This window comes from Leuconostoc aquikimchii (assembly GCF_040838325.1).
In the GTDB taxonomy this organism is placed as follows: Bacteria; Bacillota; Bacilli; order Lactobacillales; family Lactobacillaceae; genus Leuconostoc; species Leuconostoc aquikimchii.
Window position 1 is genome coordinate 155,575 of the sequence record NZ_JBFPER010000001.1, and the last position, 22,179, is coordinate 177,753.

Genomic DNA, 22,179 nt, shown 5'->3' on the forward strand with positions numbered 1-22,179 from the left:
TTGACGGATTAAAATTAGTCATAAGCAACAAATTGATAGTGACAGTAAAAAATACTTAGAATAAAAATTCTAAGTATTTTTAAAAACTTATTCAATCAATCTTTCTCAAGTTTAGGAATTGATTTTTAGTAGCAATAGGCAGTCTGTTAATTAGAAAAATACTATTGCCAAAAAACGACTTAACATGATTGTTAATATAAGCAAAAGAGTAACAGTAGATTGCTTGACCTGCAGACCAACACTCCAAAACAGGAAGCCAAACCAAAAGAAAGTAGATACACATATTCCTAAAATTGCATGAATGCCTTGTTCAAAATAGAGTGAATAAAGCTTTATGATAATAAAAGGAACAAAATAGGGTAAACTCATAGAAAAATATGCTGTGAGTTTTTTTAATTGCGTAGGTTGACGAATAAGTAAAAATATTTGCATATTTCGCAGTTCGATAGTTGGTATAATCAACGAGATGTAATCGAAACACATAATGATGACGGTCATCATTGCTAAATAAAATGGACTTTCCTGATAATCAAAAACTAACGCGGCGTATTGATGTGTTGTTATTTTAGGGAAATAGTTGGGTACTAGTACAAATAATAAACTACAAATTATAAAATATATCCACAAAAATATTTTTCTATTCATTCAACTAGTTTTCCATTTTTCAATGATAACGTTTTATCGTAATGTATACCGTCAATATGATCGTGACTAGCTACGATAACAATTTTATTTTCTGTTTTCAATTTTTGTAGTAATTCAATAAATTGATCTATGCTTGCGGTATCTAAACCTCTTGTTGGTTCATCTAGAAGAATAACATTTTGGTTCTCCATTACTGCTTGAATAATACCTAATTTTTGTCGCATGCCAATAGAATATTTAGAAACTGCTTGACTATTTTTGGGATCTAATTCAAACTGTTTCATTAGCTCAGTAGTTCGTTTTTCATCAAAACGATGATTTGAATTACCTAAAAAGCGTAAGTTGGTTAAGGCACTTTCAAATTCTAAAAAACCAGGATTTTCAATTAAAGCGCCCACGACATCTGCAGTATCCATCGTTATCGTTCCAGTATCTGGTTGTAACAATCCAGTAATAAGTTTAAATAATGTTGACTTACCAGAACCATTACTTCCTTCAATGTGTACTAATTCACCATCTTTGACTTCTAATGTTAGATTACTTAGCACGTTAGTTCTGTTAAATGTTTTTTTAATTTTTTTTATTAGAAGCATGTTAAAATTCCTTGTCTTTAACGATTATAAATGTGATGTAATGCCCTATATAGCGGGTCATAAAGTTTACTATATTTAATTAACAAAAATCCAATCTCTAATCCATAATGATAAGCTAAATTTAGAATTTGTACACCAATCAATAATGACATGACATGGCCATAACGATAGGCAATTATCGTTATGAACGCAAGTATTAATGTCACAAAGAATCTTGAAAATAGCAGCAAAATTCCCATCTGTGCGTTCCCATCAACAAATAGTTTGTTATCCATAAACACCACTGAACTATAATAAACACCAAAATATAAAAACACTTCAATACCAACCATTAAAAAAAGTTGTTTTTGAACACTTACTAATTTGTGTCGAATGCTTACTAAATCAGCCACTGATTTGTAAGTCACTACTTGCCACATGATAAACAGCAATAGTAATGATTGGGTGATTAATACAGAAAAATTGGGATTAATATATGCTGCAATTATGTCGTGATTTTCCGAATTATGAGTTAATGCATTAATTCCTGCGATTGAGGCTAAAACAATAGGGGGAATAATTGTAGGCCAAGAGAACAATATGTCATGTTTTTTTAGCAAAGTGTTCATTTATCCTACTTTCTGTTTTCTGACAATCCATAATCTTGTCAGTGCCCATGTCACTGTGATGTAAATAGTCGTTGCTATAATAAAGGACGAGTAGACTGGTGTAATTGCTGGTCCATTACCCACTAACTGCATTTGGCCGGGTACGATTAAAGTAGGTAATATGAACAGATTGAGAAAAGGAACTAATGTTCGATTAAACGCATTACTAATTAAAGCAGGGGCAACAATTAGTATGGTACCAATCACTGCACCAGTAATAAGATATACGGGTGTTTTTTTAATAAACAAGCCTACCGAAAAAATAAAACTAGCGTAGACTCCCCAACCAAGAGACGATAGTGCAATAAATATGACAATACCACTCAAACTACCGTTATCAAAAAAACCTAAACCACTACTCAAATTTTGATTTTCAGTGAACATAAGATCAATGGGGTGTATCATCAAAGTAATTAAAAGTATTTCATATAACGAAGTTATCAATGATGAGAGAGTGGCAACTATGGCAGTTCGTAATAATGCTTTTTTAATGAATGCATCATAACCAATACGTTGTTGAATATTATAAAAAATTGGATTGTTTTTGCAATAGACAGCTATTAATGAACCTGATGCTGTAAAGTATACGAGCATGGTTGTGCTAACTGAAACAGGTAAAATACCAGCGATTTGATTGTTGAAAAAAGCATTGCCCGCGGTAGCAGCAGTTGCTGATATTCCCCTATAACTTGAAATGGTATTTAAGGTAGTCCATGTGATAATACTAAAAAAAATAATTATGACAGCTGTAAATATTAATGTGGTACGTTTTGTCATATTTTCTCCTTTTAAATAATAAAAAATATGGGATCAATAAAATCCCATATTTTTTATTGCTTTTTGTTATTATTGATAATCTGAACTGAAATGGAATTTAACAGTGCTACTGTTTGGTTCATAACTACGAGAACGTATATCATCGCCATAGTAGGCATAGCCTCGCGCCCCAGTATTCCCATCAGCATGTTGTGTCACATCTTTTAACAAATTAACAGTGTTTGAACGCCCTGCTGCATTTGAATTAATTAAATGCGCACTATATCCGTAAGATGCAGGTTGAACATCTCCGTTGAATGATGCGTAATTAGAGTTACTCTGCTTAACATTTCCAGATCCGTACGAACTCCAATTGCCATGAGCACGGACAGTTTCTGTCGAAACTGTCCAATATGCGGCATAAGCTATGGTTGCGCTTAATACTGTGGTTAACGCTACACCAGTTAGTAGCGTTTTACCAATAAATCCATTAATACCCATAATTCTTTTCCTAGAATTTTCTACGTTATTTTACATAACTTTAAAATATTATCATATGATTACACAAATGTCTATCGTTTACTAAAAATATTTAGTATTATATTTAATTATGTGCACAATTAATTTGGTAGTGAGTAATTTCCAATTTGAATTGTGTGCATGTTGAAATTGATAGTCACAATTCAGAAGGGATTCTTTGTTATAGTGAAAAAATGTTGTCTCTTTTGAAGACGCAGCGACGTTAAATTTGATATTATTTTCAACCTAATTCAAGGTGTTCAGTTCAGGTAGGGATTTTTAAGTAACAGTCGATCAAGGCATTTTATAGTTGTCATAAGCAGTATTATCGGTTTACTGGAACTGTTAAAACATCAGATTATTGAGTCGCTTCTTTTGTATAATCTGGTGATGATCTGAAGTGGTATAATCAAATTATTCAAACTGTCCTGATAACACTGTGCAAAATCATAAATAATGGAGAAATGCATGATTCGTGACATGGTTCGTGCCAAGCCGTTGAGCTGGCTACTTTTTATTTTAGGTTCAGACATCTTAACTGCCTATATTTTAAATATCATGCATCAGCAACACTTTAATGTGACACATGATTATTTGACAATTCTTAAATTAGTGGGGATGGATCTTTTTAGTTTTATTTTTATTATGTTGTTTTTGGATTGGTTACATGTGAAATTTTTGGCTGGTCAACCTGAAAATTTGTTCGATAAAATAACACGAATTGGTGGTAATATTTTAGCGGCTTATTTTGGGTGGTTTAGTATGTTGTACATGATAATTCAAGTTATCTATATATTATGTGGTCAACTTGCGGGTTTTCAGGAGACACAATTATATGCCTTGATGATCACGGCTGGCATAGCTGCTACAGTGCATTTTTTAGTGCGACGAAAAATATCATGGCGTTTTCAATTGAATCCATTTTAAGTACAAACAGTCGTGATGAGAAAAAAGCGCTGTCTCTTTTTGAGGAGACAGCGCTTTTAAATACAAGTTATTTGCTGGTTTTAAAACACAGTCAAAAAATTCAAATAAACAGAGGCACTATCAAAGCTTATGATCATAAAAAATCCAAGCAATTAAGTAAACAAATAACATCAAATTCAAGCAAACCGCGATTAAAATAACTGGCATGAGACGAAGCACTAAAATAGAATTTGTGAGGGCGTTGCCGAACACAAGAATAACTAAAGATGCGGCTAGAATATTAGTCATGAATTGATAAGTGATTTTGGTCGCATGTTGCGAAATGATTTGTTCACGTTCGTCTTGATAACTCAGTTCTGCATTTTTAGTATCATAACCATCATGTTGCCCAAGATATCTACTGTAGCCGTAGCGCAAAACAGTGAAAATAAAAGATGTCAATATAAACACTAACCATAACCTGTCAAAATTAATTTTGACAAAATAATCAGATGAATTTGTGTTAATTGTAGAACGTGCGATAGTTGTTGCTACTGCACAAGCCAGTAGTGTTGCAAGAATCATATTGGCTACTTGTTCGAAAATGATTTTTTTCATGGGATAACATTCCTTTTTATTCTTTGATGCTAAAAATATCATTAATATCTAAATGAAGTACTTTTGCTATTTGTAAAGCCAATAACAATGAGGGCGTATAATTGCCGCGCTCTAAAGAATTAATGGTTTTTCGAGAGACAGTGACTAACTGAGCTAGATTTTCTTGTGTGAGACCAGCTTGCTTACGATAATATTGAACATGATTAACAACTTCCAAAACTATCACCTTCTTATGTGATATAATGTTTTGTTGGTTAAATGTATGATATAGTTTACTTTTAGTCGTATATAAGTTATATTTATATGGGAAGTATAAGAAAAAGGGGAATTATTGATGGATAACAAAAGAAGAAATCATTGGGGACGAGATGAGTTTCAAGTTGCAAAAACAGGCGGGATTGATACCAGAGGATTGTATATTGCTATGAGTAGTATCATTGCTTTAGTAGGTATTTCACTTTTTGACATTAATTGGGCAGATACTAAAACACAAATGATCTTTGTTATATATATATTACTTATTCATCAAGCTATTGAACAAACGCTAGGTTTAACAGATACATATTTGTTAAAAATGAGTACCAATCAGCAGTTACTATTTGCAGTTGTTATGTTGATATTAGGTATGTTTTATTTGTGTTTCTGCTTTAGTACTAATGTTTTGGTTAATCGTCAGATTACTTTTGAGGGTATGTTCAATATGATGAATACGATGTTTTTATTTTGCTATGCATTGACGGTACTATTTGTCGTTTATAGAGAGAAGAAATCTATTGATGGCGAATCATAAAAATTTAAAATTAAAATCAGCTAGAACACTTGCTGGTATGACGCAAATTGATCTTGCTAAATCTGTGAACGTTTCACGTCAGACAATAGTAGCAGTTGAATCGGGCAATTATAATCCTTCCATTAACCTGTGCATTGATATTTGTAAAGTACTGAGTTGTACATTGGATGATTTATTTTGGGACGAGGACAATTAAAAAGTCGAGTGACCATCTGTTTTAAGTACACAAGAATCGACCAATAGCTTATAATAGAATTATGCAAAAACCGCGTAAAATTTTAAAAGAAGTATTTGGGTACGATGATTTTCGTACAGGACAATTAGATATTATTGAAAAAGTATTGGCACACAAGCATGCGTTAGCAATTATGCCAACTGGTGGTGGAAAATCCATCACTTATCAGTTACCAGCACTGATGTTCCAAGGCATTACGTTGGTGATTTCACCTTTGATTTCGTTGATGAAAGATCAAGTCGATGGACTTGATGCTATGGGAATTGATGCAACATTTCTTAACTCAACGTTAAGCGGTCAGGTTCAAGCGCAGCGTATGTCGGATCTGCGATCAGGCCATTATAAGATGCTCTATGTCTCACCCGAACGCTTGGAAATTCCAAGTTTTTTTAGCTTTATTCAGCAATTACCTATTGAATTAGTAGCGATTGATGAAGCGCATGTCATGTCACAGTGGGGGCATGATTTTCGACCAAGTTATCTCAATATTTTACCGTTATTGGCTAAAATTCCTGGGAATCCAGCTATTTTAGGTTTGACGGCTACTGCTACAGAGCGTGTGCGTCAAAATTTGCAACAGTTACTTGGTGTAGCAGACGAAGATACCATTTTAACTGGTTTTGCGCGTGATAATTTGGCGTTGAAAATTATGCATAATGTTGATAAACGACAGTATGTGCAGGAATTTTTACGTGAAAATAAAGAACATAGTGGTATCATTTATGCAGCCACACGTAAACAAGTGGATGAACTATATGAATTTTTAAACAAAAAAGGCGTTAAGGCAGGGCATTATCATGCTGGCTTGCCAGAGCGCGAACGACAAGCAATGCAAGATGCTTTTTTGTTTGACGAAGTACAAGTGATTGTGGCAACCAATGCCTTTGGAATGGGCATTAACAAGCCCAATGTGCGGTTTGTGATTCATTATTCAGTACCAGGAAATATTGAAGCGTATTATCAAGAAATTGGTCGTGCTGGCCGTGATGGTTTACCTGCAGAAGCAGTGTTATTATATGCGCCACAGGATATTCATTTGCAAGAATTTTTCGTACAAAAATCAGAAGGTACGGAAGAACATAAACAGAATGAATATAATAAGATTCGCGAAATGAACGCATTTGCTAATACACAAACGTGTTTACCACGTTATCTATTAGGTTATTTTGGTGAAATTGTTGCTCATGATTGTGGGCAGTGCTCGAACTGTTTAGATTCTCGTGAAATGGTTGATGTGACGACCGACTCTCAGCGTGTTTTGGCCAATGTTGTGCGTATGAATCAAAGTTTTGGTAAGGCAATGGTTGCTAAAGTTTTGAAAGGGTCACAAGATGCTACTGTGAAAAAGTATGACTATTTGATGAAGTTACCCACATATGGTTTGATGAGAGACCGCACAATTAAAGATTTGAGCAGTTTTATTGATTATTTAACGGCGGATGGCTACCTTAGGATTGAAGGTGGCGAGTTTCCGGTGTTAAAGGTCACTGAAATTGGGGCACGTGTGTTAAAAGGTCAATTAATTGTGGAAAAGCGTGTTAATCGACGCGCTATTGCCCAACAAAAAGTCACATCAGCGGCTAAAGGACTTAAATTATCTGAAAATGATAACAAACTATTTGCTGCATTGAAATCCAAGCGCCTAGAATTAGCGCGAGAAGCAGGGATTCCACCATTCTTGATCTTCTCAGATAAAACCTTGATGAATATGGCTATTTTACGACCCAAGACGGACGAAGAATTTTTAGCTATTTCTGGTGTGGGTGAAAAGAAGTTTGATATTTATCATAAGGATTTTTCTGGTGTTATTATGAATTAGTAAAATTCATGGTAGATGGTGTTACAGTCTAATAATGACAAAAAATGAGATAGAGAAATCTATCTTTTTTTAGAAGATGATGTATGACTAATAATCACTGGATGCATCACAAATCAGATTATTTTAAATATATAACGTCAATATTCACTATTTTTGAATATTATCGTCAAAAAATTAATAGACATCATATGTTAAAGTTGAAAGAAAATAACTATACATTATGTTGAGCATGCTAGTGTATCAACGACTAAATTTGATATTAAAAAAATTAATTGCATAAATTTATCATAGTTGGTTGCGTGAACGAACTAACCGTGATATAGTAGTCCTTGTAAGAATTGTTACCGCTTTCAAAAAATGCGATGTTCTTAAGAGGGATGGTAACAGTCAATAAAATAATCTGTTGAAAACAGAAGGAGAACAATTATGGATGCAAATATTCAGAAAAATGATGAATTTGCAAAGCTATCAACATGGGATCGTGTGAGTTATGGTTTTGGTGATTTTGCACAAAACTTAGTGTTTGGTACAGTTGGCGGATTTTTGCTTTTCTATCTCACAAACATCAACGGAATTTCAGCTGGTGTCGGGGCGACAATATTTCTTGTTGTGCGATGGATTAATGTTATTTGGGATCCATGGGTTGGTACAGTCGTTGATAAGGCAAAAATTACAAAAAATGGTAAGTATCGACCATTCCTAGTAAATTTTGGTATTCCATTGGTTATTTTGGCCGCTTTGTTATTCTTGCCGGTAGCGAAAGTTCTTGGTGCTGGTACAATGGCCACGACTATCTATGCTACATTATCATATATGGCTACCGCCTTGGTTTATTCATTTGTTAATATTCCGTATGGTTCATTAAACGCCTCATTAACGCGTGACGAAATAGAAATCGGAAAATTGACTTCCACGCGTATGATGTTAGCAAACATTGGTAACTTATTTGTATATACACTATTTCCGTTGTTTGTACAATTGGCATCACCAAATGCTAAGATGACTGATACGGGGCTATTTGGTTTAAAGTTGAAGCTAGGTAATTACGCTGCGCCGTCGGCTGCTGGCGCTTGGTTTAAAGTATACGGTATCTACATGATATTGGGTGCAGTCTTGTTGTTCTTGACATACCGTAATACAAAAGAACGTGTGCTAGCTTCAGAAGAGGCAACCGATCAAGTAAAATATACTGATTTGTTCGCTGAATTAAAGCGTAATAAAGCTTTGCAAATTCTTGGCTTGTTCTTTTTGGTAGGATTTACATTGATGTTTTTTGGTAATACAGTGTGGCCATATTTTATGCAATATAATTTTGGTGTTGAAGGTGGAAAGTCAGCCTTAATGGCATCTATTGGTTTGATTGGTTCAATTCCTGGTATTTTCTTGGTTGTTATTTGGCCAAAATTACGTGCAACTTTGGGTAAGAAAGGTTTCTTCTATACATTCCTTGGTATTTTCGTTATTGGTCAATTATTGCTCTTTGCTTGGACAAAGAGTCCATCATCTGATTGGCTTGGTTTCACTGGTCGATTTTTCCAACAATGGGGATTGACATCGGCTACCGGATTTATGTGGGCGTTAGTGCCTGAAGTGGTCTCAAATGGTGAATATATTTCAGGCAAGCGTGTAGCGGGTATTATCAATGCCATTATGGGTCTTTTCTTCAAAATTGGATTGGCCTTGGGTGGGATCATCCCTGGTTATTTGTTACAATTCATGCACTTTAAGTCAGGAGCATTGACACAATCAGCTGCTGCACAAACAGGTATTGAATGGTCAATGATTTGGTTACCCACAATCATGGCATTCATAGCAATGTTTGTCATTAGCCGTTATCCCTTGTCTGATGCATATGTTGATAAAATGAATCACACGTTAAAAGAAAAGAATAGCTAATTTTGCATAAAGTTAAACTGATAGGAGAAAATTCATGCAAATTCAAAACCCTGTATTACCTGGTTTCAACTCAGATCCATCAATTATTCGTGTTGACGAAACATATTATATTGCCACATCAACATTCGAATGGTTTCCTGGTGTACGAATTCATGCGTCAAAGGACTTGGTTCATTGGAATCTTGTTAAGAACGTATTAGACACGACTATGATGCTTGATATGAAAGGAAATCCTTCTTCTGGTGGTGTTTGGGCACCTGATTTATCTTATGCAGATGGCAAGTTTTGGTTAATTTTCACAGATGTTAAAATTACTGATGGTAACTTTAAAGACATGAAAAACTACTTGACGACTGCTGAAACAATCGAAGGTCCTTGGTCAGATCCAATCATGGTTAATGGTGTTGGTTTTGATGCTGCATTGTTCCATGATGATGATGGTCGTAAGTACCTAGCGCAACAAACATGGGATCATCGTGAATACCACCATCCCTTTAATGGCATTACATTGACAGAATTTGACACAGTTACAATGAAGTTGAAATCAGAAACTGCTCGTACAATTTTTGCGGGCACAGACGTTAAGTTGGTTGAAGGGCCACATTTGTACAAAGTGAATGGCGAATATTTCTTATTTACAGCTGAGGGTGGTACCATATTTACGCATCAAGAAGTTGTCTCGCGCTCAAAATCTTTGGATGCGATGTCGTTTGTTGTTGAACCAGACGGACCATTTATCACAAACTTTGACACGCCTAACTCATACTTGCAAAAGCAAGGACATGGGGCCTTAGTCTCAACACCGGGTGGCGAATGGTACTATGCCTCCTTGACTGCAAGACCATGGCACCACGAAAATGAAAGTTCAACTGACCCACGTGGTTGGTCAACCTTGGGTCGTGAAACGGCAATCCAAAAAGTTGAATGGGATGAATCAGGTTGGCCACGTGTTATTGGTGGTCACGGCGGACAAACGTTTGTCGAAGCACCCAAGGATGCGATTTTGACAGACGCGCCTGCGGACCATTCACAACACGATGAATTCAATGATGCCACATTGGACATCAACTGGAATACCCTGCGTGAACCATTTACTGAAAAGATGGGTTCAACTGGAAACGGTAAGTTGACTTTGATTGGTCAAGGCTCATTGGTGAACACATTTGATTTGTCATTGGTTGCACGTCGTTGGCAAGCATTCTACTTCGATGTGGAAACAAAGGTTAAGTTCAATCCCTACTCATACCAAGCTATGGCTGGTTTGACAAACTACTATAACCACTCACACTGGTCATGTATTTTCATCACAAAAAACGATGAAGGACAAAATGTGATTGAAGTGGGCGAAAACAAGGGTGGTCTGCGTAACGGATTATACACGTCATACTTGCGCGACAACGCACCTGTTATCCCTGACAACACAGAATATGTTTACTTCAAGTCAGAAAACCGTCAAGAGTCATACACTTATTTTTACTCATTTGACGGTGACAATTGGATTTCAACTGGGGTGACATTGGATGCCGCTGTGTTGTCAGATGACTATGTTGTACGTGAATATGGCGGTTTCTTTACAGGAGCCTATGTTGGATTGGCAGCGGTTGACTATTCGGGGTATGCGTCCACCGCTGAATTTGATTATTTCGATTACAAAGAATTGGGTGATCATAAGGCCGCTGATGGTACGTTGTCATGGCAGAAATCAGAATCACGCTTTTACTAAATAGGTAGGATACTTGCAGGCGAACCTTAATCGAGGGTTCGTTTTTTTGCAATAATGATATAAAGAAGATCAAGCGTAACAGAATTTGGATAATAGAGCATCATAAAAGGTTGATGATGAATAAGAATGTGAAAAAATTAATAGAAACCTTGAAGGATAAGGCGAGTTCGCGTACAATAGAAATAATGTCGAACAGAAATGGGCTTGTTGTGCTCATGGTTAATGCAATAATGTCAAATATGTTAAATGATCACGATAATAGCCTTAGAGCTATAATTTTTTGGTATGTGATGCTGAATTTATGGAAAAACGACAAGAAATAAGCATCTATCAATATCATCAGCAATTCTAATTGGAGCGTCGATAAAAAGATAAAAATGAATAAATCAGATCAAATAACAATGAGAGATCATAATCAACGTTTAGTGTTACAAGCGCTATTTAACGCGAAAGAAACATCTCGTGCACAATTAGCTGTTGATTTAAATTTACATAAATCAACTATTAGTTCAATCTATCGTGATTTAGATGACATGGGATTCATCGAAGATCTCGGTGAGGGTGTGACAACAGAAACAGGTGGACGTAAGGCCAAAATGATTCGCTTTAACCGGAATTATGGTTACGTTATGAGTTTTGATATGGGACGACATCATTTACGTGTCGCATTGGTTCGTCTAAGTGGAGAAGTGATTCTACAAAGTTCAGAAGATGTGGATGGCATGACTGTTGAAGAAGTTATTGCACGCATGAGTAATCATGCTAAAGTTAATAAAAATAAAAAGCATGGAACCAAGAAAGGACTAATGGGTATTGCCGTTGGTATTCATGGCGTTGTGGATGATAATTTCGTTGTCTACTCACCATTTTTTGACTATAGTCAGGTAAATTTGGTCGAAATACTTGAAAAAGTGAGTGGGGTACACGTTACTTTGGAAAACGAAGCAAATTCAGCCGCTGTCTATATTCGAGACTATCACGACTATTTGAGTACGGATCAGTATGATAGCTTAGTTGCATTAAATATCCATTATGGTATTGGTGCCGGAATCATTATTCAGGGCCAACTTTACCGGGGTATGCAGGGGCGTGCCGGAGAAGTTGGTCGAAATATCGTTTCAATGAAAAATAATGGACCTGTCCGTGTAGAAGATTTATACTCTGAAGATGCCATGCTCAAACGTTTAGCAGCACTAACAGGGCAAGTAGTTGCAAATCGTGATGCGTTTGTGACGTTTGCGAATCAAAAAAGTACTATTGTGACGAGCTTGTTAGATGATTGGGTGATGGGAATTGCACAAGTGGCCTATAATATCATTCAAACTGCTGCCCCGCAGGTTTTATTTATCCATTCACGCTTTATCGCCGAAATGCCGGAATTGCTTGGTCGCGTTGTGATTGCTTATCAGCAGATGAACCCGACAAATGGCAGCGAAATTTTATTTGCTAATCGTTCAGTTTATGAAGCTACCCTTCTCGGTGGCGCTGCAATTGTGACACGCAACATACTTGACCTAGACAATCTTGACTTGAAATTTAAGCATTAACCATAGAACCTAACTGGGTTCTTTTTTATTGTCGTTACTTTTTCTGGGAATCAAAAAACTGCGTAAAAGGGGTTGCGCTATTGAATGAAAGCGTATACAATAATAAGTGTAAGTTGGTTGTTTAAACCAACCAACTTACACTAAAACGTGAGTAGGACAAATGTCCAGAAGGAGTATCTAACATGTCTGAATTATTCTCATTTCCGAAGGTGTCATTTGTAGGACAAAAATCCTTACAAGCCGGTGATGGTTATCATTATTACAATGCCGGTGAAGTTGTTGCAGGCAAGAAAATGAGCGAATGGCTCAAGTTCTCAATTGCTTATTGGCATACAATGGATCAACGTTTAACAGATCCATTTGGCGAAGGGACAGCAACGCGACCATGGGACGCAGCTGGTGATCCTGACACAATGGCCGCAGCTTTGGCCAAGGTTGACTACTTGTTTGAGTTTTTGGAAAAAACGGGTGTTGAATACTTTGCTTTCCATGATCGTGATTTAGCACCAGAAGGTAACACTTTGTTCGAAACAAATGCTAATTTGGATAAAGTTATTGATAAAATTGAACAAAAGATGCAAAAAACTGGTAAGAAGTTACTTTGGAACACGGCATCATTATTCACAAACAAGCGCTTCTTGGCTGGCGGCGCAACAACACCATTTGCGGAAGTATTTGCCTACGCTGCTGGTCAAATCAAGCACTCACTTGACATAGCTAAGCGTTTGGAATCAGAATCATATGTATTCTGGGGTGGACGTGAAGGTTATGATTTCTTATTGAATACAGATACCAAACGTGAATTAGATCACATTGCAGCTTTTTTCAAGTTGGCAAAGGATTATGCGGACGAAATCGGTTATACGGGTCAATTCTTGATTGAACCAAAGCCAAAGGAACCTACGCAACATCAATACGATTTTGATGCACAAACAGCTATTGCCTTCTTGAAAACATATGGATTGGAAGACACATTCAAGTTGAACTTAGAAGGGAACCATGCTTATTTAGCTGGTCACACGTATGAACATGAAGTGCGCTTTGCGCGAGAAGCTGGTTTGTTAGGATCATTAGATGCTAATATGGGAGACAAGTTGACTGGTTGGGACATTGATGAGTTTCCTAATGACATTTACGAAGCGACTATGGTGATGTACGAATTCTTGAAAAACGGTGGTTTACCAACTGGTGGTTTGAACTTTGATTCAAAGCCACGCCGTCAAAGTTTTGAATTTGAAGACTTATTCTATGCACACATTGCTGGCATGGACACCTATGCTGCTGGTTTGAAGGTGGCTGCTAAGTTGATTGAAGATCAAGTGATTGAAAACATTTTGAAAGAACGTTATGCTTCCTTTGATGTTGGAATTGGTGCTGACTTTGAAGCTGGTAAAGTGACCTTGGCCGATTTGGCAGCTTACGCAGAAAATAAGACAGATCAAGAAATTAACGCCACATTACAGTCAGGTCATCAGGAGCAAATCAAATCAACATTGAACAATTATATTTTCTCGGTTTTAGGGAACTAAAATGTCAGTGCTAATATCAGACGTACAAATCCTATGAAGATTTGCGTCAAATATACTTTTAAATGAATTATAGTATGTCACACTCACTCTAAAAGATGTGCGAAAAAAGGGTCGGTGTTCATTTTCCGGCCTTTTGTACATAGCATACAGTGTGCGCGTTTTAGAAATTTAAACGAGGCATGTGTGCGAATATCTCATTAAAAAAATCAAACTATATTGGAGAAAAAAACATGGCACAAGTTGTATTAGGTGTTGATTTAGGCACATCATCTGTTAAAGTTTCTGCTGTTGACCGTGAGGGGCACATTGTAGCACAACAAAGTTTCGACTATCCATTAACGCAACCACATCCCGGTTGGTCAGAGCAAAATCCTGAAGATTGGGTGAATGGCACAACAGTAGCGATTGTGAATTTAATTTTGAAAGATGGCTTGAAACCGGCAGAAATTGCAGGTATTTCATATTCTGGTCAAATGCATGGTTTAGTGTTGTTGGATGACAAAAATCAAGTTTTACGGCCAGCAATTTTGTGGAACGATACGCGGACGACACCGCAAACAAAAGAAATTTCTGAAAAGATGTCTGAAAAGTTTGTGGCGATCACGCGAAATCATGCGCTGGAAGGTTTTACTTTGCCAAAAATTCTTTGGGTAAAAGAAAATGAACCAGAAATTTTTAAACAAGCGGCGACATTTTTGTTACCAAAAGATTATTTGCGATATCGAATGACAGGTAAATTAGCCATGGATTATTCAGACGCAGCGGGTACTGTCGCGCTAGACGTGGTGCACAAAACATGGTCAAAAGATGTGCAAGAAGCTTTTGATTTACCAGCTTCATTCTTTCCAGAATTGATTGAATCAATTAGTTTTGCAGGAAACATTTCTGACTCATATGCCACATTCTCTGGTTTATCAACAGCTACTAAGGTATTTGGCGGTGCTGCTGACAATGCAGCTGGTGCTATTGGAGCCGGTTTACTGCAATCGAATATGGTCATGTCATCAATTGGAACTTCTGGTGTTGTTGCCAAATTTGAAAACACTGCTGATGTCGACTATAGGGGAGACATTCACTTCTTTAATCATGCAATTCCTAACAAATTTTATTCAATGGGTGTGACTTTGGCCGCTGGAGACGCAAATTCTTGGTTCAAGTCAGTCTTTGGCCAGAATGTGCCTTTCGGAGAATGGGTTAGTGAGGCAGCTGATTCAGCCGAGGGTGCTAACGGTTTGATTTTCACACCATACATTTCTGGCGAACGAACACCATATCCAGATGCTGATATTCGAGCTAGTTTTACTGGTATTGATCGAACACATACGCGTTCAGACTTTATTCGTGCAGTTTTGGAAGGAATCGTTTTCAGTTTTAAGGACATAATGGCTATTTACGACCGTGAAGGCGCGGACTTTGACACAGTGGTTGCTATCGGTGGTGGGGCAAAAAGTCCGCTTTGGCTGCAAATCCAAGCAGATATATTTAACAAAAAAGTGATAACTTTAGCAAACGAGCAAGGTCCAGGAATTGGCGCAGCAATGTTAGCTGCAACTGGTTTGGGTTGGTCTGATTCCGTGCAAGATGCAGCCAAGGACTTTATTAGTTTCGGTACAACTTATGAACCAAACCCAGTAGCAGTGGCTAAGTATAAACAAATTTATACGATTTATAAGAAAGTGTATGCAGCTACTACAGAAATTTCACATGACTTAATGGCATATCGCCGTCAAACAAAAAGTAATTAATTTTAAAGTGTTTTAGCCGCCATAAGTTAAACCAAAACTGAATAATATATCAAAAACACTTGCTAATATCTCATTTATTTGGTATATTAGTATCTGTTATGGAGAAGTACTCAAGCGGTTGAAGAGGCGCCCTTGCTAAGGGTGTAGACGTGTTAAAGCGTGCGAGGGTTCGAATCCCTTCTTCTCCACTATAATAGATCATGGCGCTACATCAGGTTTTATAAACCTGATGTAGCGCCTTTTTTGTACAAAAAAAGGTTCATAATATTATATACAAAAAGGTATTTTTAGAGAAATATTTTAAATAAACGAGTAAGTATTATATCAACATTTTTTGTTTGTAAAATATTCTATACATGAAAACTACAAGTTTAATACTTTTTTGATGATGAATAACAATAATGTGGCGTTATCATTTGATTATTGAGAAAGGGAAAAAATGAAGATGAAAATGAAAAAAGCTGTATACACTGTAGCGATTGCCACTATTTCATTAGTAGCATTAAGTTATGGCCTAGTAAATACTACTAGTGCAAGTAGTGAGAAAAAGGTAGTTAACATATCATATTGGCATGTTAATGCACAGACACAAGGAGGACAATCGGTTGATGCCCTTGTTAAGAACTTTAATAAAGCACACAAGTATGTTAAAGTAACCGCTAAGTATAATCCGAATATGTATCAAGGATTGATGCAAAACTTGCAATCTGCTCAAGCATCTGGAAAAGTACCAGACGTAGTTCAAATTGGGTGGGCTTATACAAATTATTTTTCGGATAATTTTAAATACTTAACACCGGAAAGTGCAGAAAGTAAATTTGACAGTAAAAAAACATTTATTAAAAAGACATTTTCAAATCATACGTTAGCCTTTGCTAAAGACAGTAAAGGCAATGTTGTTGGGCTACCTTATTCATTAAGCACGCCTATTCTGTACTACAATAAAACGATGTTGAATAAATATGGGATAGATGAAAAGAGTTTAGATACGTGGGAAGGAGTTAGCAATGCAGCCAAAAAAATCAAACAAGCAAGTGGTGAATTTGGTTTGTATATGCAAGAACCGGGTGATACTTGGGCACAACAATCATTAATTTTAAGTAACGGTGGTGTTATTGAAAAAAACGGTAAAGCTTCTTTTGCTAGTTCAGCTGGCATAAAATCTTACCAACTTTATCAAGACATGGTTAATAAAGATAAAACAGCATTACATGCTCCGTGGGCACAAGGTATTGACGACTTCGTTAATGGCAAAGTGGCAATGGCTTATACAACCGTGGCACAAGCCTCGCATATTAAGCAAAGTGCAAATTTTGATGTTACAGCGATAGTATCTCCTCATTTTGAGGGGCATAAATCTGTTGTGCCAGTCGGGGGATCAATGTTAGCTATAACTGCTCGTACAAGTAAACAACAAAAAGCTGCATGGAGTTTTGAAAAATATATGTACAAAAACAGTTCATTAGTAACATGGAGCAAAGGGACTGGGTATTTACCACCTACTACGAGCGCCATGAAATCAAAAACATTCGAATCATATCTAAACGAAAATCCAATGCTTAAGCCAGCAAGTGCACAACTTAAAACGGCTGTAGCATGGACATCTTTCCCTAAAAATGGACTTGATGCTGAGCAAACAATGATTGATGCCAGAGATAAAATATTATCCGGTAGTAATGTAAAAACAACTTTGAAATCAGCACAGGAAAAGATAAATGAACAGCAATAATAAAAGGAGACATTTTTTAACAACTGTTTATCTTTTACCAACAGTAGTTGTACTGTTGGTTTTTATGATAATTCCAATAATATATACATTTTATTTGAGCTTTTTTGACTGGAATCTCATTGCGCCAACTAAAAATTTCGTGGGATTACAGAACTACATTACAATATTTTCTGATCCAGTTAATCGAAAAGTATTATTGAATACTTTGTTTTATATATTACTGTTATTACTGCTTAACTTTTTTTTCCCATATTTTATCGCGATCATCGTGCAATTCTTTATTGGAAAAATGAAAGGACCATATAAAATTATATTTTTCATACCGAGTATCTTTTCACTCGTTGTTGGTGCAATGCTTTTTTCTTGGATTATGAATCCTGTTTCAGGTCCATTAGCATCAATTATGAAAATGTTTGGTATGACATTACCAAACTGGACAAACTCAACTGGACTAGTAATAGTTATTATATGTATGATTACAAATTGGAAGGTGTTTGGTTATAATTTTGTATTACTGCTAACAGGATTAGGATCTATTCCTAGCAACTTAATTGATGCTGCTAAAATTGATAATATTCCGAAGTGGCGCGTGATTTGGAATATTGTATTGCCATTAAACAAAAGCATTTCTATATATGTGTTGATTTTGACTATAGTACAAGGACTGCAATATGTCTTCACACCAATCAGTGTTATTACACAAGGAGGGCCTTATTATGGTTCCTCAAACATTTTGTATCATACCTATTTGAATGCCTTTGTCTTATATAAAACGGGAAATGCTTCTGCACTTGCGATATTAACATTTTTATTATTTTTAGTACTATGTTATATAGAAATGAGATTTGTGGAAGGAAAATCAAATAGTTATGTTTAATTTTAAAGTAAATGGCTGGCATTTTGTACTTATCATTTTATCATTGATTTTAATTTTACCTGTTGTTTTTATGATATCTAACTCATTTAAGACACTCCAAGATTCGTATCATTCAATGCTACAAATATTTCCACAGCATGGGACATTTATTAATTATCAAACTTTAAGTAAACAGGTACATTTGATACAGCTAATTTGGAATACTTTTTTCATGGCTAGTATTGTAACAATTGGAAAGATCGTAACAGGATTACTTTCAGCTTACGCTTTCAAGTATTTTTCATTTACTGGAAAAAAATGGTTATATTTATTTTTTGTTTCTACGATATTTGTACCATTTACTGTTGTTATGATTCCAAACTATCTCGTTATTTCAAAGATGAATTTATTAAATACTGCATTTGGTGTTGCGTTACCTCAATTGGCTGACGCTACAGGAATTATGCTTTTCTTAAATGCAATGAACAAAATTCCATCAAGTTTAACGGAGGCTCTTCGAATTGATCGTGTGCCTTCTCACAAAATATTGACAAATATTATTATTCCAGTTATACGTCCTAGTATTATCAGTATTGGTGCAATTTTCTTTATTAATTCATGGAACGAATACGTATGGCCAACATTAATTTTGAAAGATAAAAGTAGTTTCACATTGCCTTTGGCCTTACAAAACTATATTTCAAGCGAAGGAGGGACTAATTTCCCCTTAGCTATGGCGTTATCAACTATTATTATTATTGTTCCGTTACTCATCTATTTAGTGTTCCAACGATATATTTTAAATAGCATTAGTAATTCTGGATTAAAGTGAGGAAATCAGCATGGATACAAACAAGATTATACAACTAAAAGGTGTCACAAAAATATTTAAAAAAACTACTATTATTAATTCAATGAATTTAGAAGTTAATGAGGGGGAATTTTTAGTCTTGTTAGGACCATCTGGTTGTGGAAAATCAACAACTTTACGTATGATGGCTGGTTTAGAAAAAGCAAGTGGTGGTGAAATACTGATTAATGGCAAAAGCGCGGACAAAAATAATGATTTTGAGAATAGTTTTGCGATGGTTTTTCAAGATTATGCATTGTATCCAAATATGACTGTTTATCAAAATTTAGAGTATGCACTAAAAGTTCACAAAGTGCCAAAAAATGAACGAGAAAATCGTTTAAATAAAATATTAGATACACTGAACTTGTTAGATTATAAAGACCGCTTACCCGGAGAATTATCAGGTGGTCAAAAGCAACGTGTTGCATTAGGAAGAGGTATGGCCAAAAAAAGTAATATATTTCTGTTGGATGAGCCATTGTCAAATATTGACGTGCAGCTTAGAGAAAAAGCACGAGATGAAATTCAAAGTATGCACGATGAAAGGCATCAAACAATTGTATATGTCACGCATGATCAATTAGAAGCTATGTCATTGGGAGATCGAATAGCCATAATGAATGATGGCATAATTCAAATGATTGATGCGCCTGACAATATTTATAATAATCCTGTCAATCTTTTTGTAGCTGAATTTGTTGGTGTTCCTCAAATTAATATCTTAACAGGTAGTATTCATCATAATGGTAGTGTATATTTTGATAACTACTCTTTAATTTCAAATGAAATGCGGTTGAAAAAGATTCAACAAACTGAAACAAAACTTTATTTAGGGATTCGTCCAGAAAATGTTAATGTGACTAAATCAGCAACGGGTAACAATTCATTGCCAGCAACGATCGATAAGATAGTAGACTACGGGCGTTATCAAGAATTAGTTCTTAAAGTTGGTGAAAATCAACTAATTAAGGCTATTACCACCAACAACGACTTTAAAGAAAGGGCAAGCGTATATGCAACATTTGTAGAAAGTCGAATTATTTTATTTAATTATGTTACTAAGCAAAATATTGAATATTCAAAGGATAATGGGCAATGAAAACTCAAACAATTATTCATATTTCAGATACACATCTTACACCTGACGGCAATGTACCCTCTTTTAATCAAGAATTAGATCCATATAAAAAATTACAACTTGTTTTTGACGATATAAAAAAAATGGAAAACATGCCAAATTATGTAGTAATCACAGGTGATTTAATTCATGAAGGGATAGCTACGGACTATGCGCACTTGAAAAAAATAATAGCAAAGGAACAAAAAAATTTACAAATTCCAATTTTCGTTATTTTAGGAAATCATGATCGAACCAAAGAATTTTATTTGGGTTATATGGAGGAGACACCACAAGAAAAGTTTTATTATAAAAAAAGCATTTCAGGAATTGATAACTACTTTTTAGATACGACATTTGATAACTTAGAACAAGGCTATTTGGATAAAAAGCAGTTGGAGTGGTTGCGCAATAGCCTCCAAAAAAGCCCAGAGACGCCAGCTTTAATATTTATGCACCACCCGCTAGTTGGGCCTCCATTAGAACACATGAAATTCAGCATATTGCAAAATAGCCTTGATCTGCTACAGACATGTAAAAATGGTAATGTGAAAGGTATTTTTTCAGGGCACATTCATTTTGCAACAACCTATTTAACTGATAATATATTAAATAGTGTATCTGATTCAACAGCGTATCATATTGATTGTAGGAAACATCATCAACATTATGTGAGCGACGTAGTTGGGTATAACATAGTTACTTTCTCTGAAAATATGGAACTAGGCGTTGAAAATCGATACTTGTATTGTGGACAGAAAACTGTGAAAACCATTCCAATTACAGATACTGATTTTATCAAATCGGATATTTTTCAGAGATCTTAATATAAACAATTTTTTTACCAACTTAATTTGATGATACACTCTCTTTATAAGGAGACAGTTTAAATAATAAAAACTGTTTTAAAAAGGGAGTTTTTTGTAATCTCACTTGAAACTATTCTGTCATATAATAATGTCAAAGTGCCCCTATACACTACTATCTCGGATTGTGCCCTAGAAAGAAAGTAGTCCGGAATTTCAGTATAGGAGCAATCAGCTTTTTTATTACTTTGGCAACGACATTGGCTGTATAATATGTTATGTTAGCCATACATCAAAAAAATCAATGATCGTGCCAACCTGATTTATTAGTGTCTAGAAATTCAGTATAGGAGAAAAATGATGACGGATAAAAATACCTTTTCTGATTTTGAACGTGAGGCAATGAAAGAACGAGCTGGGGAACTGAGAAAAACCAAAAATACAGAAGCGGATGTGTTAGATAAAATTTCTGAGATGCCAGCTGATGAAGCAAAAATTGCGATTGAAATTCATCAGCTTGTTAAAAAAATCGCGCCAGAATTAAAACCAAAGACTTGGTACTCTATGCCTGCTTATGCAAATGATAACGGAAAAGTTGTACTATTTTTTCAACCGGCGACTAAATTTAAAGCAAGATATTCAACTTTAGGGTTCAATGATACTGCGTCATTAGATGAAGGCGCTTTTTGGCCAACAGCCTTTGCAATCAAAGAAATAACGCCGGCTGTTCGTCAACAGCTTAGTGTTTTAATTGGGAAAAGTATTCAGAAATGATGATATGTATGCTGTTTGATATTGAAGAACAAGTCATGGTATGATTAAGTCAATTAAATAAATCACGGTTGGGCGA

The 22,179-nt window shown here is 35.6% G+C and carries 21 protein-coding genes and 1 tRNA gene; 16 read left to right on the forward strand and 6 right to left on the reverse strand.

Annotation, left to right across the window (positions count from 1 at the left end; genetic code table 11):
* Window positions 1-641: 641 nt before the first annotated feature.
* The 4 genes from AB3K24_RS00855 to AB3K24_RS00870 all read right to left on the reverse strand — a co-directional run bounded on the left by AB3K24_RS00855 (window position 642) and on the right by AB3K24_RS00870 (window position 3,142).
* Entirely contained in the window at window positions 642-1,238 is a 597-nt protein-coding gene (locus AB3K24_RS00855; RefSeq protein ID WP_367973290.1) for an ATP-binding cassette domain-containing protein, read from the reverse strand.
* A gap of 17 nt (window positions 1,239-1,255) precedes the next feature.
* On the reverse strand, window positions 1,256-1,846 hold the full coding sequence (locus AB3K24_RS00860; protein WP_367973292.1) for a hypothetical protein: 591 nt from the start codon (window positions 1,844-1,846) through the stop codon (window positions 1,256-1,258).
* Window positions 1,847-2,662, reverse strand: coding sequence for a hypothetical protein (locus AB3K24_RS00865; RefSeq protein WP_367973294.1), 816 nt, complete (start codon window positions 2,660-2,662; stop codon window positions 1,847-1,849).
* Between the two features lie 69 nt (window positions 2,663-2,731).
* Entirely contained in the window at window positions 2,732-3,142 is a 411-nt protein-coding gene (locus tag AB3K24_RS00870) for a choline-binding protein (RefSeq protein ID WP_367973296.1), read from the reverse strand.
* 486 nt (window positions 3,143-3,628) lie between these two features.
* Between AB3K24_RS00870 and AB3K24_RS00875 the strand changes: the two genes are divergently transcribed.
* Window positions 3,629-4,087, forward strand: a complete 459-nt coding sequence (locus tag AB3K24_RS00875; RefSeq protein ID WP_367973298.1) for a Tellurite resistance protein — start codon at window positions 3,629-3,631, stop codon at window positions 4,085-4,087.
* A 120-nt stretch (window positions 4,088-4,207) separates the two neighbouring features.
* On the opposite strand, the gene AB3K24_RS00880 is transcribed toward AB3K24_RS00875, so the two are convergent.
* Together AB3K24_RS00880 and AB3K24_RS00885 are read right to left on the reverse strand one after the other, a co-directional pair.
* Window positions 4,208-4,684, reverse strand: a complete 477-nt coding sequence (locus AB3K24_RS00880) for a hypothetical protein (RefSeq protein WP_367973300.1) — start codon at window positions 4,682-4,684, stop codon at window positions 4,208-4,210.
* A gap of 16 nt (window positions 4,685-4,700) precedes the next feature.
* Complete coding sequence (locus AB3K24_RS00885; RefSeq protein WP_367973302.1) at window positions 4,701-4,901, reverse strand: helix-turn-helix transcriptional regulator; 201 nt, start codon at window positions 4,899-4,901, stop codon at window positions 4,701-4,703.
* A 117-nt stretch (window positions 4,902-5,018) separates the two neighbouring features.
* On the opposite strand from AB3K24_RS00885, the gene AB3K24_RS00890 reads away from it, so the two are divergent.
* From AB3K24_RS00890 to AB3K24_RS00960, 15 genes are all read left to right on the forward strand, one after another.
* Window positions 5,019-5,474 carry a hypothetical protein gene (locus AB3K24_RS00890; RefSeq protein WP_367973304.1) on the forward strand — a complete coding sequence of 152 codons (456 nt, stop codon included), beginning with the start codon at window positions 5,019-5,021 and terminating at the stop codon, window positions 5,472-5,474.
* Window positions 5,461-5,670, forward strand: a complete 210-nt coding sequence (locus tag AB3K24_RS00895; protein WP_367973306.1) for a helix-turn-helix transcriptional regulator — start codon at window positions 5,461-5,463, stop codon at window positions 5,668-5,670. The genes AB3K24_RS00890 and AB3K24_RS00895 overlap by 14 nt, the downstream gene beginning before the upstream one ends.
* Window positions 5,671-5,731: 61 nt before the next feature.
* Window positions 5,732-7,528, forward strand: a complete 1,797-nt coding sequence (gene recQ / locus AB3K24_RS00900) for a DNA helicase RecQ (protein WP_367973308.1) — start codon at window positions 5,732-5,734, stop codon at window positions 7,526-7,528.
* 426 nt (window positions 7,529-7,954) lie between these two features.
* Entirely contained in the window at window positions 7,955-9,424 is a 1,470-nt protein-coding gene (locus AB3K24_RS00905; RefSeq protein ID WP_367973310.1) for an MFS transporter, read from the forward strand.
* A gap of 34 nt (window positions 9,425-9,458) precedes the next feature.
* The gene (locus AB3K24_RS00910) at window positions 9,459-11,147 is read left to right on the forward strand and encodes a glycoside hydrolase family 43 protein (RefSeq protein WP_367973312.1); all 1,689 of its coding nucleotides are present in this window, start codon (window positions 9,459-9,461) and stop codon (window positions 11,145-11,147) included.
* Window positions 11,148-11,524: 377 nt separating this feature from the next.
* Window positions 11,525-12,694, forward strand: coding sequence for an ROK family protein (locus AB3K24_RS00915; RefSeq protein ID WP_367973314.1), 1,170 nt, complete (start codon window positions 11,525-11,527; stop codon window positions 12,692-12,694).
* Window positions 12,695-12,876: 182 nt separating this feature from the next.
* A complete protein-coding gene (gene xylA / locus AB3K24_RS00920) occupies window positions 12,877-14,223 on the forward strand; it encodes a xylose isomerase (protein WP_367973316.1) in 1,347 nt (448 codons plus the stop codon).
* A gap of 230 nt (window positions 14,224-14,453) precedes the next feature.
* Entirely contained in the window at window positions 14,454-15,968 is a 1,515-nt protein-coding gene (gene xylB, locus AB3K24_RS00925; RefSeq protein ID WP_367973318.1) for a xylulokinase, read from the forward strand.
* Window positions 15,969-16,068: 100 nt separating this feature from the next.
* Window positions 16,069-16,156 (forward strand) — tRNA-Ser (locus AB3K24_RS00930).
* A 257-nt stretch (window positions 16,157-16,413) separates the two neighbouring features.
* Complete coding sequence (locus tag AB3K24_RS00935) at window positions 16,414-17,697, forward strand: ABC transporter substrate-binding protein (RefSeq protein ID WP_367973320.1); 1,284 nt, start codon at window positions 16,414-16,416, stop codon at window positions 17,695-17,697.
* A complete protein-coding gene (locus AB3K24_RS00940; protein ID WP_367973322.1) occupies window positions 17,684-18,574 on the forward strand; it encodes a carbohydrate ABC transporter permease in 891 nt (296 codons plus the stop codon). The genes AB3K24_RS00935 and AB3K24_RS00940 overlap by 14 nt, the downstream gene beginning before the upstream one ends.
* Entirely contained in the window at window positions 18,567-19,385 is an 819-nt protein-coding gene (locus AB3K24_RS00945) for a carbohydrate ABC transporter permease (RefSeq protein ID WP_367973324.1), read from the forward strand. The genes AB3K24_RS00940 and AB3K24_RS00945 overlap by 8 nt, the downstream gene beginning before the upstream one ends.
* A 10-nt stretch (window positions 19,386-19,395) precedes the next feature.
* Window positions 19,396-20,505 (forward strand): ABC transporter ATP-binding protein, encoded by a 1,110-nt coding sequence (locus AB3K24_RS00950; protein WP_367973326.1) that lies wholly within the window; start codon window positions 19,396-19,398, stop codon window positions 20,503-20,505.
* Entirely contained in the window at window positions 20,502-21,350 is an 849-nt protein-coding gene (locus AB3K24_RS00955) for a metallophosphoesterase family protein (protein ID WP_367973328.1), read from the forward strand. The genes AB3K24_RS00950 and AB3K24_RS00955 overlap by 4 nt, the downstream gene beginning before the upstream one ends.
* A 339-nt stretch (window positions 21,351-21,689) precedes the next feature.
* The gene (locus AB3K24_RS00960) at window positions 21,690-22,103 is read left to right on the forward strand and encodes an iron chaperone (protein WP_367973330.1); all 414 of its coding nucleotides are present in this window, start codon (window positions 21,690-21,692) and stop codon (window positions 22,101-22,103) included.
* Window positions 22,104-22,179: the final 76 nt, after the last annotated feature.

Bases quoted from the DNA above. Each gene is read 5' to 3' on its own strand.
- AB3K24_RS00960 (WP_367973330.1), top strand. From the start codon at position 21,690: ATGACGGATAAAAATACCTTTTCTGATTTTGAACGTGAGGCAATGAAA.
- AB3K24_RS00880 (WP_367973300.1), bottom strand. From the start codon at position 4,684: ATGAAAAAAATCATTTTCGAACAAGTAGCCAATATGATTCTTGCAACA.
- xylA (WP_367973316.1), top strand. From the start codon at position 12,877: ATGTCTGAATTATTCTCATTTCCGAAGGTGTCATTTGTAGGACAAAAA.
- recQ (WP_367973308.1), top strand. From the start codon at position 5,732: ATGCAAAAACCGCGTAAAATTTTAAAAGAAGTATTTGGGTACGATGAT.
- AB3K24_RS00935 (WP_367973320.1), top strand. From the start codon at position 16,414: ATGAAAATGAAAAAAGCTGTATACACTGTAGCGATTGCCACTATTTCA.
- AB3K24_RS00870 (WP_367973296.1), bottom strand. From the start codon at position 3,142: ATGGGTATTAATGGATTTATTGGTAAAACGCTACTAACTGGTGTAGCG.
- AB3K24_RS00915 (WP_367973314.1), top strand. From the start codon at position 11,525: ATGAATAAATCAGATCAAATAACAATGAGAGATCATAATCAACGTTTA.
- AB3K24_RS00860 (WP_367973292.1), bottom strand. From the start codon at position 1,846: ATGAACACTTTGCTAAAAAAACATGACATATTGTTCTCTTGGCCTACA.
- xylB (WP_367973318.1), top strand. From the start codon at position 14,454: ATGGCACAAGTTGTATTAGGTGTTGATTTAGGCACATCATCTGTTAAA.
- AB3K24_RS00905 (WP_367973310.1), top strand. From the start codon at position 7,955: ATGGATGCAAATATTCAGAAAAATGATGAATTTGCAAAGCTATCAACA.
- AB3K24_RS00865 (WP_367973294.1), bottom strand. From the start codon at position 2,662: ATGACAAAACGTACCACATTAATATTTACAGCTGTCATAATTATTTTT.
- AB3K24_RS00940 (WP_367973322.1), top strand. From the start codon at position 17,684: ATGAACAGCAATAATAAAAGGAGACATTTTTTAACAACTGTTTATCTT.
- AB3K24_RS00855 (WP_367973290.1), bottom strand. From the start codon at position 1,238: ATGCTTCTAATAAAAAAAATTAAAAAAACATTTAACAGAACTAACGTG.
- AB3K24_RS00890 (WP_367973304.1), top strand. From the start codon at position 5,019: ATGGATAACAAAAGAAGAAATCATTGGGGACGAGATGAGTTTCAAGTT.
- AB3K24_RS00910 (WP_367973312.1), top strand. From the start codon at position 9,459: ATGCAAATTCAAAACCCTGTATTACCTGGTTTCAACTCAGATCCATCA.
- AB3K24_RS00895 (WP_367973306.1), top strand. From the start codon at position 5,461: ATGGCGAATCATAAAAATTTAAAATTAAAATCAGCTAGAACACTTGCT.
- AB3K24_RS00950 (WP_367973326.1), top strand. From the start codon at position 19,396: ATGGATACAAACAAGATTATACAACTAAAAGGTGTCACAAAAATATTT.
- AB3K24_RS00945 (WP_367973324.1), top strand. From the start codon at position 18,567: ATGTTTAATTTTAAAGTAAATGGCTGGCATTTTGTACTTATCATTTTA.
- AB3K24_RS00875 (WP_367973298.1), top strand. From the start codon at position 3,629: ATGATTCGTGACATGGTTCGTGCCAAGCCGTTGAGCTGGCTACTTTTT.
- AB3K24_RS00955 (WP_367973328.1), top strand. From the start codon at position 20,502: ATGAAAACTCAAACAATTATTCATATTTCAGATACACATCTTACACCT.